11 protein-coding genes are annotated in these 13,621 nt (G+C 65.0%); 9 read left to right on the plus strand and 2 right to left on the minus strand.

All coding sequences use genetic code 11. The annotated features are described in order from the left end of the window. Positions 1-100 precede the first annotated feature (100 nt). The 3 genes from AC1PLU_RS05735 to AC1PLU_RS05745 all read left to right on the plus strand — a co-directional run bounded on the left by AC1PLU_RS05735 (position 101) and on the right by AC1PLU_RS05745 (position 4,554). Positions 101-1,702 carry a hypothetical protein gene (locus tag AC1PLU_RS05735; protein ID WP_481095602.1) on the plus strand — a complete coding sequence of 534 codons (1,602 nt, stop codon included), beginning with the start codon at positions 101-103 and terminating at the stop codon, positions 1,700-1,702. Further along, on the plus strand, positions 1,699-2,868 hold the full coding sequence (locus AC1PLU_RS05740; RefSeq protein ID WP_481095603.1) for a lysozyme inhibitor LprI family protein: 1,170 nt from the start codon (positions 1,699-1,701) through the stop codon (positions 2,866-2,868). Before AC1PLU_RS05735 ends, AC1PLU_RS05740 begins: the two co-directional genes overlap by 4 nt. 870 nt (positions 2,869-3,738) lie before the next feature. Then, a complete protein-coding gene (locus tag AC1PLU_RS05745) occupies positions 3,739-4,554 on the plus strand; it encodes a DUF3014 domain-containing protein (RefSeq protein ID WP_481094381.1) in 816 nt (271 codons plus the stop codon). 140 nt (positions 4,555-4,694) lie between these two features. Here AC1PLU_RS05745 and AC1PLU_RS05750 read toward each other — a convergent pair whose 3' ends face one another. Together AC1PLU_RS05750 and AC1PLU_RS05755 are read right to left on the minus strand one after the other, a co-directional pair. Continuing rightward, the gene (locus tag AC1PLU_RS05750; RefSeq protein ID WP_481094380.1) at positions 4,695-5,402 is read right to left on the minus strand and encodes a glutathione S-transferase; all 708 of its coding nucleotides are present in this window, start codon (positions 5,400-5,402) and stop codon (positions 4,695-4,697) included. Positions 5,403-5,447: 45 nt separating this feature from the next. After that, positions 5,448-5,756 (minus strand): GIY-YIG nuclease family protein, encoded by a 309-nt coding sequence (locus tag AC1PLU_RS05755; RefSeq protein WP_481094392.1) that lies wholly within the window; start codon positions 5,754-5,756, stop codon positions 5,448-5,450. A gap of 274 nt (positions 5,757-6,030) precedes the next feature. Here AC1PLU_RS05755 and AC1PLU_RS05760 point away from each other — a divergent pair, with 274 nt between their 5' ends. From AC1PLU_RS05760 to AC1PLU_RS05785, 6 genes are all read left to right on the plus strand, one after another. Then, a complete protein-coding gene (locus tag AC1PLU_RS05760) occupies positions 6,031-8,286 on the plus strand; it encodes a TonB-dependent receptor (RefSeq protein WP_481107951.1) in 2,256 nt (751 codons plus the stop codon). Between the two features lie 64 nt (positions 8,287-8,350). Then, entirely contained in the window at positions 8,351-9,679 is a 1,329-nt protein-coding gene (locus AC1PLU_RS05765) for an LLM class flavin-dependent oxidoreductase (protein WP_481094378.1), read from the plus strand. A 16-nt stretch (positions 9,680-9,695) separates the two neighbouring features. Continuing rightward, positions 9,696-10,736, plus strand: coding sequence for an L-glyceraldehyde 3-phosphate reductase (gene mgrA, locus AC1PLU_RS05770; protein ID WP_481094377.1), 1,041 nt, complete (start codon positions 9,696-9,698; stop codon positions 10,734-10,736). 11 nt (positions 10,737-10,747) lie between these two features. After that, positions 10,748-11,731 (plus strand): aliphatic sulfonate ABC transporter substrate-binding protein, encoded by a 984-nt coding sequence (locus AC1PLU_RS05775; RefSeq protein ID WP_481094376.1) that lies wholly within the window; start codon positions 10,748-10,750, stop codon positions 11,729-11,731. Positions 11,732-11,840: 109 nt separating this feature from the next. Beyond that, positions 11,841-12,635 (plus strand): aliphatic sulfonate ABC transporter permease SsuC, encoded by a 795-nt coding sequence (gene ssuC / locus AC1PLU_RS05780; RefSeq protein WP_481094375.1) that lies wholly within the window; start codon positions 11,841-11,843, stop codon positions 12,633-12,635. After that, a complete protein-coding gene (locus AC1PLU_RS05785; RefSeq protein ID WP_481094374.1) occupies positions 12,632-13,468 on the plus strand; it encodes an ATP-binding cassette domain-containing protein in 837 nt (278 codons plus the stop codon). Before ssuC ends, AC1PLU_RS05785 begins: the two co-directional genes overlap by 4 nt. The last annotated feature ends 153 nt before the right edge of the window (positions 13,469-13,621 follow it).

A 13,621-nucleotide genomic window follows, 5' to 3' on the forward strand; every position in this document is an offset into this window, starting at 1 on the left:
TGCATCGACCAGCGCAACGACACGCTCTGATCCATCGCGCCGCTGTCGCGCATGCGGGGCAGCGGCTACCATCGGGCGATCCCCACGCTTCCTGGCTCCCATGTCGGCCTCTTCCTCGCGTACTGCGGCATCGCCGCGCTGGTTCGTCGCCGGCGACCTCAATGGCTTCTTCGGCCTGGTCGTCGACAATCTCTCCATCCTTGGCTTCATCGCGATGGCGCTCATCGGGATATTCCAGTTTCCCGCTGACGTGATATTCGAACGCATGTTTCCTGGCACCGCGTTCGGCGTGCTGGTTGGCAATTTGCTCTACACCTTGATGGCGCGGCGGCTGGCCGCACGCAGCGGACGCGACGACGTCACCGCGATGCCGCTGGGCCTGGATGCGCCCACCAGCATCGGCATGGCGCTGCTGGTGCTCGGCCCGGCGTTCGTCGGCTTCAAGGCGCAGGGGTTGGACCCGCAGGCGGCCGCCATTGCCACCTGGAAACTCGGCATGGCCTCGCTGGTGGTGATGGGCCTGCTCAAGCTGGTGCTGTCGTTTGCTGGCGAGGCGGTCACGCGCGCGCTGCCGCGGGCGGCGCTGCTCGGTTCGATCGCGGGCATTGCGTTGGTGCTGATGGGCTTGCTGCCGCTGCTGGAAACGCTGCGTTCGCCAGTGGCCGGCTTTGTCACCTTGGGCCTGCTGTTGTACGTGCTGCTGGCCAAGGGCCGGTTGCCGACCAAGTTGCCGGGTGTGCTGGTCGCCTTCGTCATCGGCACCGCGTTGTATTACGGGCTGGGACTGGCCGGACTGGGTGCGCCGGGTTTTGCCGTGCCGGACTGGGCGACGCCCAAGATCGTGTTGCCGCTGCCGAACCTGGGCTTTATCGAAGGACTGCCGGCCACGGTGGCGTACCTGCCGTTGCTGCTGCCGTTCGGTCTGTTGATGGTGGTGGGTGGCATTAATGTCAGCGAGAGCGCACGCGCTGCGGGCGATGACTACCGCACCCGCGACATTCTGTTGGTGGAAGCCTTCGCCACCCTGGTCGCAGGCGTGTGCGGCGGCGTGGCGCAGACCACGCCGTACATCGGCCAGCCTGCGTACAAGCATATGGGCGCGCGTTCGGGCTATACGTTGCTGACCGGGTTGTTCGTCGGCATCGGCGGCATGCTGGGTGTGATCAGCGGGCTGGTGCAATGGGTGCCGCTGGCGGTGCTGGCACCGATCATCGTGTACGTGTCGATCGACATCACCACGCAAGCGTTTCAGGCCACGCCCAGGCATCACGCGGGCGCGATGGTGTTGGGCTTTCTGCCTTCGGTGGCGTACCTGCTGACCATCAAGGCGCCTGGCTGGATCCCGCCGGAGCAACTGGTCGCACTCACCACCAAACTCGATGGTCACGGCTTGCCGGAGTTGGCGGTGATCTTCGCGCTGGGCAATGGTTTCATCATCACCGCGATGCTGTGGATCGCAGCCGTGGCGGCGATGATCGACGGCCGGCTGCGACGTGGCGCGGTGTTTTTGTTGGTGGCCGCTGGCCTGACGTTGTTCGGCCTGATCCATTCGGTGGACCCGCGCGGCGGCATCTATCTACCGTGGTCGCTGCAAGGCCTGGCGCGGGTGATCAGCTGGCAGTTCGTCGGCGCCTATGTCGCGCTGGCGGTGACGTTGTTGCTGCTGTCGCTGCTGCCTGCACGCAAGGAGGCGTTGCAATGAACTATCGCTCGGCCGCGGTGCGGATAGTGGTTGGTGGTGCCCTGTTGCTGGGTGCAAGCGGTGCCTGGGCGGCCTCGTTCGATTGCAAGCAGGCGAGCACTGCGGTCGAAAAACGGCTGTGTGCGGTGCCGGCGCTCGGTGATCTGGACGATCAGCTGGACGAGTCCTATCGGGCGCTGGTGGAGACCACGCCGCGCAGTTCGGTGGCGAGCGTGCGCGATCAGCAACGGGCGTGGCTGCGGCAGCGCAATGCCTGCGCGCAGGACGCCAAGCTGGACGACTGCCTGCAGCGCTCATTGAAGGCCAGAGCCGATGTGCTGGCCAAGGCGCTGACTGCGCAGCAACAGGCACTGGATCGCATCATTGCCAGCATTCCCACGGCGCCTGCCGACGCGGCGCGCCAGTTGCAGGGCTACGACACGCCGCTGGCCTCGGCGTGGCTGGCTTACTTGCATCAGTTCGTGCCTGCGGCGGGGGTGGATGCGGCGCTGGCCAATGCGCGGTTCGAGAGTGCGCGCAAGGCATTGCGCAAGGTCGACACGTTTGCGGCCTCGTTGCTCGACGATGTGGATGGCATGCCTGCCATGCAGGCACCAGAACGCGTCTTGACGTTGCTACGCTTGTGGATCGAGCGCGACGACAGCGATCAGCGTCCTTACGTGCATTGCTTCATCTTCGCTGCGGTGGGTGAGCCGGCATACGACGCATTTGGCTCGCTGTATGGGTCGACACGCGACGGGTTTGCGCCGATCTGCAAGCCGCCGGGCGGTCTGTTTGCATTGGCCAGCTGGAAGCAGCTGGATGCGGGCTTTGCCGGGTTGATCGAGGCATTGAGCAAGGATGCCGGCACCATTCGCTACGCCAGTTACGCCGAGTGGAAAATCATCGCGCTACGCGCGTCGGTGTCGCCGTTGTTGTATCTGACGCCTGCACTGCGCAAGAGCTACGGCGACGATCCGGACAAGGCGATTGCGGCCTGGAGCGGGGAAGACAGCGAGTGGCCGGCGGCGCAACGCAAGGCCGTGCGCGCGTTGCTGCCGAAGGTGCGTGCCGATACGGCAGCGTGGCTGATGCGCGAGAAGCGCCTGCCTGCGAAACAGGCCGATCAGGTCGCCGCCGCCATCGTGGCGGCTTGGGTGAATGCGCGGTTGGATTTCGCAAGCTGAGCGCGGCGGGCACACCTACTTCGCGGGTATGAGACGGCTGGCGTTGTTGCTTGATGCGGCAACGCCAGGCGTCCTTGTCCGAGACTAGGTAATGTGGATAAGCCGAAGCCTGCGGTCTGCGGCTTGGCTGCAGGGCCCTTGCCCGCCCACCATCGCGGGACACGCCGCAAGTACGTCCATGTAGGCTCTTACGCGGCATCCATGCCGCGTAAGGTCCCGCGACGGTGGGCGGGCAAGGACCAATCGAGATGGTCGGTTTGCATGGTTGCGAGCGATGCATCAGTGCGTTGTTTGGATAACGGTGTGTCCGGTCATCTTCCCAACGCAAGTCGAGCATCGGGAATGCTTTTACCTGGGCCACCGACCAAAGTGCTGGAGCGGTGAGGGCACCGCGCGCTCGATCGACTCAGCTTTTGACTGCATCCACATGACACGACAATTCGATAACTTGGTTGTCTTGAGTGGTTGGACAGCGCGGATAGATTCAGGTGTAGAGCGGCTGATCTGCAGCTTGGCTGCAGGGCCCTTGCCCGCCCACCATCGCGGGACACGCCGCAAGTACGTCCGTGTAGGCTCTTACGCGGCATCCATGCCGCGTAAGGTCCCGCGACGGTGGGCGGGCAAGGACCAGTCGAGTTGATCGGTGTGTATGGTTTTAAACAAAGCAACCGATCAACTCTCTGGTGCGGTGTCCTCGCCGATTGCGGGACCGTGTGGCGGCATGGATGCCGCCGCCGAGCCCCCAGGGATGGGTTCACGGCGTGTCCCGCGAGCGGTGAGGGCACCGCGCCCTCGACCGACTAAATCGATGGAACCACGGCGCCATCTCATGGTCACACCATGGATGTTGTCGATGTAAGGAGTTTCACGATGCAATCGAAGTCTTCGCGTTGGCCGTGGCTGCTGGCGGTGCCAGTGGTGGCCGGTGCCGCCTGGTGGCTGTTTGGCGGGTCATCCACTCCGCCGGGCGCGTTGCCTGCGCCGATCAGCCAGACCGCAAGCGCCGTGGCAGCCGCTGTGACCCCCGCGCCGCCTCTGCCGGCCGGGCCACGGCATCCGGTGCAGGCGCCCTCGGTCGATGCCGCCGACGCTGCGATTCCTGCGCTGGCACAGAGCGATGCGGCTGCCTGGCAGGCATTGCTGGACCTGGTGCAGGACGATGGCGCGTTGTCGATCGTGGTGCGCAAGCATCTGATCGAGCGTGTTGTGGTAATGATCGACAATCTGACCCAGCCCAGCATCAGCCGTCGTGTCTCGGTGCTGCAGCCGGTGCCCGGTGAGTTGCAGGTCTTCGACGCCGCTGGCGCTGTTGTGATCGATCAGGCCAATGCGGTGCGTTATGCGCCTTACGTGGCGGCATTCACCCAGGTGGATGCGCAGGCGTTGGTGCGCAGTTATGTGCGCTTCTACCCGCTGTTTCAACAGGCATATGCTGATCTCGGCGCACCGGATCGTTACTTCAACGACCGCGTGATCGATGTGATCGATCATCTGTTACGCACGCCGGATCCGGCTCAACCGATCAAGGTGGTGCGCGACGAACGTGGTCGCTATCGCTTTGTCGATCCTGCGCTGGAAGCGCTGTCGGTTGGGCAAAAAGCCGTGTTGCGGCTGGGGCCGACGCAGGCCGCTGCGGTGAAGGTGCAGTTGCAGCGAATTCGTACGTCATTGCTGCAGGGACGTTGAGGCGGCTTGCGATCGACGCAAGGATGACGCCGCACTGAGTGCGGCCTTGCATGCTGCAGTGGCATGCATCCGGTGTCGGCATCGGAGCAGGTAATTTCTGTGCCACGTGCGTCGCGATGCAGGAGACGCAGCCGTATCGATTACGCCGCATCCAGCTCCGGATAGTGGCGAAAAATGCCATTGGTGTTGAACGCTACACGTCGCTCGGATGCGAGATAGGCGGCAATCCGCGGACGCTCGGCCACGTGCTGCTGCAAGGCCTTGAGGCCGGGCAGATCGGTCGACAGCGTTGCCATGCGCTTGGGAAACATGTATTCCAGCCCGCTGATCAGCTGAAACAGCGACAGATCCACATACGAGTGCGTGCCCAGTACGTGGATGCCGCCGGCCTGCTGCAGCACCTGCTCGAAGTAGCCCAGGAATTTGGGCAGGCGGTTGTCGCGCAGATCCTTGGCACGCTTGGCCGCTTCGGCTTTCTGGTCTTCGTAATACAGCCCGGTGGCGATCGGATGATGGGTGTCGTGCACTTCGGCCGCCAGGTCGGTGATGGTCAGCTGCAATTGCAATGCCTGGATGCGTAGTGCATCCGATTCCGGTACCAGCTTCAGCTGCGGCCCAATGAAATGCAGGATCGCTGCGACCTGCGCAACCACCGTGCCGCCGGCCTTGAGGAAGGGTGGTGCGAACGGCTGGGCGCCGGCTTGGTGACCTTCCAGAAAGGCATTCATCACGTCATCGCCTTCCACGCGCGCCACGTCGGTGTAGTCGGCGCCGGCATCTTCCAGTGCGAGGCGGACGAATTCGCCGCGGCCTTGCAGGCCGGTCCAGTAGTAGAGCTGATAGTGCATGCGCTGCTCCGCGGTTGATGGCGGTGCAGCGTAGAAAACACACGGCTAGGCGGGCGTGATCGATGCGTCATCGAGCTGTGACTCGGCGCCGTCGTGTGCTTGCGCCAGCAACCAGGCCAGCTTGCGCGCGCGCGGTTGCTGCTTGAGCTGCCACTCTGCGCGCGAGGCGGCGGCGCGGTCCGCATACGGGTGGCTGGCAAGCACTTCCAGTGGTGGATTTGCGCGTGTGTAGCGCGCGCCGGTGCCACGCAGATGCGCCTGGAAGCGCCGCTCCAGATCGTTGGTAATGCCGGCGTAATAGCTGCCGTTGCGACACAGCAGCAGGTAGAGGTGCCAGGGCTTGGGTGCATCCATCAACCCATTATCGCCACTTGACTCGATGTTGTGCATCGGTGGTCTTCGAGCGCGCTTGGCGCCGGCTATCCGCACGCACTGCGGTGCGTGAGTGAATAACCACCTAAACATTGGTTATTTGACGCTCGCGGCAGCTGCAAACAGCATGCGCTATTGCATTGCACTGCCTTCTCGGCCTGCGCTGCGCCCTGTTCGCCGTGCGTGCACGGCGCTCTCGAACAAACGAAATCCACAAGCGCTGCGACAAGACAGCCGACGCCACGAAAGGACATACATGCCCGCGCGACACCGGACCCCTGCAAGGATCTTTGCTGCTACGAGATGGTTGGCTAAGCCGCAGGTGTTGGCATGGAGTCTGGCGTGGGCATGTACGCCGGTGCTGGCCGATGAAGTGGGCGAGGCGGCTGCAACGCCGGACCGCGCCGCGCAGACCTTGGGCGCGGTGACGGTGACCGCCACACGCCGCGAAACCACCTTGCAGCAAGTGCCGGTGGCCGTGTCGGTGGTGCAGGGCGAAACGCTGGAGCGCGAAAACCGCAACAGCGTGGCCGACCTGCCGGCGCTGGTGCCCAGCCTGACCTTTCGCACCGGCGCCTCCAACAAGGACACCTCGTTGTTCCTGCGTGGCGTGGGTACCATCTCCACCTCGCCAGGCGTCGAGCCCAGCGTGGCCACGGTCATCGACGGTGTGGTGCTGGGGCGGCCGGGCCAGGCGACGCTGGATCTGCTCGATGTCGAACGTATCGAAGTCCTGCGCGGGCCGCAGGGCACCTTGTTCGGCAAGAACGCCTCGGCCGGCGTGCTCAATATCGTCAGCAAGCCGGCGCCGGATGTGTTCGGCGGCTATGTGGATTACGCGTACTTCGGTGGCGGCGACGAAGACCGTGTGCGTGCCAGCCTGGGCGGCACGCTGGTGCCGGAGGTGCTCAAGGCCAGCGTATCGGCGTTGTGGGCCGAGTACGGCGGCAATGTGCGCAATGTGGCCGACGGCCAGACCGTCAATGGTTACCAGCGCTCCGGTGCGCGGCTGCGGCTGGATCTCACCCCGAACCCGAGCTTGAACGCGACGCTGCTCGCCGACTACCTGCAGTCGCGCAGCGATGCGCCCAGCGGTGTAGTGGTGGCCAGCACGCGTGCGGACTTCGCTGCGGCGCTTGCGCCAGTCACTGCCAGCGCCGACAACCGGCAGATCAACAGCGATTACCGCACGCATCTGGACGACATCAACAAGGGCGCCTCGCTGCAGCTGGATCAGCACATCGGCGAGGCGCTGCTCACCTCGATCAGCGCATGGCGGCAATGGGATAACACCCAGTTCCAGGATGGCGATCGCACTGCGCAACGCAGCGTGGCGTTTCCGTCCTCGCACGACCGTGGCGATCTGGGTTACACACAGTATTCGCAGGAAGTGCGCATCCAGACCCCGCGCGACCGTGCAGTGGAAGCGGTCGCCGGGCTGTATTACCTGCACGCGCGCAACGACGAAACCTATCGCCGCACCGTGACGACGCCCACCGCCAGCAACGTGGGTATGGCCGATTACGGCACGCGTGCAGAAACGTATGCGGCGTTCGGCGAAGCGACCTGGCATTGGCGGCCGGATCTGCGTGCGTTGCTGGGCGCGCGCTTCACCCGCGACACGCTCGACTATCAACATCGGCGCGTGTCCAGCTCCGCAGCCGCAGTCACCGGTATCCAGCCCTCCACGGCGAGCAGTGGCAGCACTGCAGAAAACGGCGTGTCGGGTCGCGCCGGCCTGCAATACGATTTCGATGCGCAGACCACCGGCTACCTCACCTATTCGCGCGGCTACAAGGGCCCTGCCTACAACGTGTTTTTCAACATGCAGCCGCGCGATACGCCGGCGCTGAAGCCGGAAACCTCCAATGCCTGGGAACTCGGCTTGAAGGCGCGTGCGCTGGACGATCGCCTCAGCGCCAACGTGGCGTTGTTCCATACCGAGTACGCCAACTATCAGGCCAACTTTTTCGACACCGTGGCCGGGCAGGTGGTGACACGCTTGATCAACGCCGGGCAGGTGCGCACGCAAGGCCTGGAACTGGATCTGGAGTATCGGCCCACCGAGCGGCTCAGCCTGGCCGCATCGCTGGCCTACACGCAGGCGCGCATCCAGCGGTTTGCCTGCCCCGCCGCAGCAGCGGCCAACTGCAATGTCGATGGCAGGCCGCTGCCGTTTTCACCGGACTGGAAAGGCAATCTGCGCGCCGGTTACCGGGTACCGTTACGCGGCAGCCTGGCGCTGGAATTCAACGGCGATGTGAGCTGGCAGGACAGTCTGCAGTACGACCTCAGCCAGACCCCGCAGACCATCCAGGGCCCGTATGCGATCTGGAACGCCAGCATCGCGCTGGCCGACGATGTGCATGGCTGGCGTGTGGCAGTGCTTGGCCGCAACCTGGGCGATCGTTCGTATGCGCCGCTGCTGGCCAATGCCACCGGCAATGTATACCGGCTGGTGCCGCGCGACGATCAGCGCTATGTCGGGCTGCAGTTGCACAAGGATTTTTGACGATGCCGGTGATGTGTTTCGACAGTGATTTAAGCAATGCAGGCGCGACGCAGGGTGGGCTGCGATGAGCGCTGCACGACAGCTTTCGCTCGGGGCATTCCTGATGGCCACCGGCCATCATGTGGCCGCATGGCGGCATCCGCACGCCAGTGCCGATCCGCTGGTGTTCGATCATTACCGGCAGATGGTGCGCATCGCCGAGGCCGCCAAGTTCGATGCGGTGTTCGTCGCCGACAGCCTGGCTGCGGCCGGCGGCCCGGTGGCATCGCGGATGGCGCGCTCCAGCCTGTTCGAGCCGCTCACGTTGCTGAGCGCGTTGGCGGTGGTGAGCGAGCGCATCGGGTTGATCGCCACCATGACCACCAGCTACAACGAGCCGTATCACGTGGCACGCAAGTTCGCCTCGCTGGATCATCTGTCCGGTGGGCGTGCCGGCTGGAATCTGGTCACCTCCGATGCCGCCGACGAGGCGCTGAATTTCAACCGCGATGCGCATTACGTGCATGCCGAGCGCTATGCGCGGGCGCGCGAATTTCAGCAAGTGGTCACAGGGCTATGGGACAGCTGGGACGACGATGCCTTCATCGCCGACACTGCCGCTGGCATGCACTACGATCCCGCACGGCTGCACGTGCTTGACCATCGCGGCCCGCATTTTCAGGTGCGCGGTCCGCTCAATATCGCGCGGGCGCCGCAGGGGCATCCGGTGCTGGTGCAGGCCGGCTCGTCCGAGCCAGGGCGTGCGCTGGCCGCCGAAACGGCCGAGGTGGTGTTCACCGCGCAGTCGTCACTTTCCAAGGCGCAGGCGTTCTACGCCGACATCAAGGGGCGGCTGGAACAATTCGGGCGCTCGCGCGATGCATTGAAGGTGATGCCAGGCGTGTTCATCGTGGTTGGGCAAAGCCAGGCCGAAGCGCAGGAAAAGTTCGAGCAGTTTCAGGAACTGGTGGAGCCTGACGTCGGCATCGCACTGCTGTCGCGCATGTTGGGCAACTTCGACCTGTCCGGCTATCCACCCGATGGCCCGTTGCCGGAGTTGCCGCTCACCGAAACCGGCCAGCGCAGTCGCCAGCAGTTGTTCACCGAGTTGGCCGGGCAGGAGCAGTTGAGCATTGCCCAGCTCGGTCGGCGCATCGCGGGCGGGCGCGGGCATTACAGCCTGATCGGCACACCGACGCAGATTGCCGATGAGTTGCAGACCTGGTTCGAGCAAGACGCGGCCGATGGTTTCAACGTGCTGGTGCCGCATCTGCCCGGCGGCCTGGCCGATGTTGCCAATCACGTGGTGCCGGAGCTGCAGCGACGCGGGCTGTTCCGGCGTGACTATGCAGGGCGCACGTTGCGCGATCATCTGGGGCTGGCACGCCCCGCCAATCGCTTCAGCGCACGCTGATCTACCGGACATTCTGATGACCTATCTCGCACATCCCGATCGTTACGACCGTCTCGCCTACCGCCGTGTCGGCCGCAGCGGCCTTGTCCTGCCTGCGCTGTCGCTGGGCCTGTGGCACAACTTCGGCGACAGCACGCCGATCGACACGCAGCGCGCCTTGCTGCGCACCGCGTTCGATCTGGGCATCACCCATTTCGATCTGGCCAACAACTACGGCCCGCCGTATGGCAGCGCGGAAATCAACTTCGGCCGTTTGCTGCGCGAGGATTTCAAGCCGTATCGCGACGAGTTGATCATCTCGACCAAGGCCGGCTGGGACATGTGGCCAGGCCCGTACGGGCAGGGCGGCAGTTCGCGCAAGTACCTGCTTTCCAGCCTGGATCAGAGCCTGCAGCGGCTGGGCGTGGACTACGTGGACATCTTCTACTCGCACCGCTTCGATGCGGACACACCGTTGGAAGAAACCGCCGGCGCATTGGCCAGCGCGGTACAGCAGGGCAAGGCTTTGTACGTGGGCGTGTCGTCGTACTCGGCGGCGCGCACGCGCGAGATCGCCGCGCTGCTGCGCGAGTGGAAGGTGCCACTGTTGATCCATCAGCCGGCCTACAACCTGTTCAATCGCTGGGCCGAGCAGGAGTTGTTCGATGCCACGGACGAGGTGGGTGCCGGCGTGATCGCGTTCACCCCGTTGGCGCAGGGCTTGTTGACCGGCAAGTACCTCAATGGCGTGCCCAGCGATGCGCGGGTGAATCGTCCGGGTGGGCAGTCGCTGCGGCCGGAACATCTATCCGAGGACAATCTGCAGCGCGCACGCGGGCTGGATGCGATCGCACAGCGGCGGGGGCAGAGCCTGGCGCAGTTGGCGTTGGCCTGGGTGCTGCGCGATCCGCGCGTGAGCTCGGCCTTGCTGGGTGCCAGCCGCCCGGAGCAGTTGATCGAAAACGTCGCGGCCTTGCAGTCGCCTGCGTTCAGTGCCGACGAGTTGGCCGAGATCGATCGCTTTGCGGTCGAGGGTGGCGTCAACCTCTGGGAAAAACCGTCCACCGATTGGCAATGAGGAGGAGTTCGATGCGCTACCGCTTTTTGTTTGTTGCGTTGCTGTTGTCCAGCATCGCGTGGCTGCAACCCGCATGGGCGGCCGAGCCAGCGCAGTTGCGTATCGGCTATCAAAAAGCGGTGTCGAGCCTGGTGCTGGCCAAGCAGCATCGTTTGCTGGAACAACGCTTCCCGCGCACCAAAATTACCTGGATCGAGTTTCCTGCCGGGCCGCAATTGCTGGAAGCCTTGAACGTGGGCAGCATCGATCTGGGCGGTGCCGGCGATATTCCGCCGTTGTTCGCGCAGGCTGCCGGTGCCGATCTGCTCTACGTGGGCTGGGTGCCGCCTACGCCCAAGGCCGAGACCATTCTGGTGCCGGCCAAGAGCACGCTGCGGCGCGTGGCCGATCTCAAAGGCAAGCGGGTTGCGTTTCAGAAAGGGTCGAGTGCGCACAACCTGCTGCTGCGGCTGTTGGCCAAGTCGGGCCTGAGCATGCGCGACATCACGCCGCTGTATCTGTCACCGGCCAATGCACGTGCAGCCTTCGCTGCAGGGCAGGTGGATGCCTGGGCGATCTGGGACCCGTGGTATTCGGCCTTGACGCTGGATGGCAGTGCGCGCCTGCTCGCCAACGGCGAAGGGCTTGGATTGACCGGCGGCTTCTTTCTCTCTTCGCGGCGCTATGCCACCGCGTGGGGCCCGTTCGTGCAGCAGGTGATGGGGCAGCTCAATCAGGCTGACGGACTATTGGAACGCGATCGCGCCGGCAGCATTCGCGTGCTGGCGCAGGAGAGCGGGCTGCCGCCTGCGGTGGTCGAGCGCACGCTGGCCCATCGCCCGCCGGCCAGCGTGCAACCGCTCAGCGCCGAGGTCATCAAGGCGCAGCAGGCCACCGCCGATCTGTTCTACGCGCAGCGCCTGTTGCCCAAGCGGGTGTTGGTGGCACCGGCGGTGTGGCGCGCGCCAGCGGTTGCCGTTGCATCGCCGGCGGGCAAACAGGCGGCGGGCAAGTGATGCGCGGGACCAGAGATGCAAACGGGATCGGGATCGGGTGCCGGGTCCCCGGAAACGTGCACATACGCGCTGTCGTTTTGATGCGTCGCTACACCATCAAGGTGCCGCGATGAGCAACGGCTCGCGTCGTTTTGGCAACGCGCTGGTGCCTTGGCTATTGCCTTTGGCCTTGTTGCTGGCGTGGCAAATCGCCGCCTCCGGTGGCTGGTTGCCGCAGCGGATTCTTCCTGCGCCGGACGCGGTGCTGCGTGCAGCCATCACGCTCGTGCAAACCGGCGAGTTGTGGCAACACCTGGCGATCAGCGGCTGGCGCGCGGCAGTGGGCCTGGCGATCGGCGGCAGCATTGGCTTCGCGCTGGGCCTGCTCACAGGCGTGTCGCGCGTGGCCGAGCGCCTGCTCGACAGCGCCTTGCAGATGCTGCGCAACGTGCCGCATCTGGCGCTGATTCCGCTGGTGATCCTGTGGTTCGGCATCGACGAGGGCGCCAAGTTGTTTCTGGTGGCGCTGGGCACCTTCTTCCCGATCTATCTCAATACCTATCACGGCATCCGCAGCGTGGACCCGGCACTGATCGAGATGGCGCGCAATTACGGCTTGCGTGGCCCGCAGCTGTTTGTCGATGTGTTGTTGCCGGGTGCGTTGCCGTCGATTCTGGTCGGGTTGCGCTTTGCGTTGGGCCTGATGTGGCTGACCTTGATCGTGGCCGAGACGATTTCCGCAAGTTCCGGCATCGGCTATCTGGCGACGAACGCGCGCGAATTTCTGCAGACCGACATCGTGGTGGTGGCCATCTTGTTGTACGCATTGCTCGGCAAGCTGGCCGATCTGGCTGCACGCGGATTGGAAGCCTGGTGGTTGGGCTGGCACCCGGCGCAGCAACAGCGTGCGGAGCTGCGCCGATGAGCGCGGTCGAGACCGGCCTGCCGCTGACCTTGCGCGGTATCGGCAAGCGTTATGGCGATGCCGAGGTGTTGCGCGGCATCGATCTGGACATCGCGCCCGGTGCCAGCGTGGCAATTGTCGGGCGCAGCGGCTGCGGCAAGAGCACCTTGCTGCGCGTGATCGCCGGGCTGGAAGCGGCCGATACCGGCACGGTCGCCAGCGGGCACGCGCCGTTGGCTGCGCAGCGCGATGCGGTGCGCCTGATGTTTCAGGATGCGCGGCTGCTGCCGTGGAAGCGGGTGATCGACAACGTGGCGCTCGGCCTGGGCCGTGCCGGGCGTGCCCAGGCGCAGGCCGCACTGGACGCGGTGGGGCTGGGCACGCGCGGCGGCGATTGGCCGGCGACGCTGTCGGGCGGTCAACGCCAGCGCGTGGCCCTGGCGCGTGCGCTAGTGCATCGGCCGCGGCTGTTGCTGCTGGACGAACCGCTGGGTGCGCTGGATGCGTTGACGCGCATCGAGATGCAGCAGCTGATCGTGCAGCTGTGGCGGCAGCATGGTTTCACCCTGGTGCTGGTCACCCATGACGTGGCCGAGGCGAGCGCGCTGGCCGATCGCATCGTGCTGATCGAGCACGGCCGGGTCGGCCTGGATATGCAAGTGCCGGTGCCGCATCCGCGTGTACCAGGCGCACCGGCGCTGGCGGCGATCCAGGCGCAGGTGTTGTCGCGTCTGCTGGGGACGGCGCAGCTGCCGGCGCCAGCGGCCACGGAGAACGCCGAGGACGCCAAGGATGTCGATGCGCGGCAGGGCGCTGCGCCGCACGCCACTGTGCCACTGCGGCGGATCGTCTAGCGGGCTGGTCGTCGGCCCGAGTCTGTCTAAGCCAACGCCTACGCCAATGCGCAAGGCAAACCCGTTTCTCCAACATCGTGCAGCCCCACACCAAGCAACGTGAGCCGGCCCTGATGCCCCTCATCTGCACTTGCCGCACCCGCTAAACCTTGA

This window comes from Xanthomonas sp. NCPPB 2933, assembly GCF_056725225.1.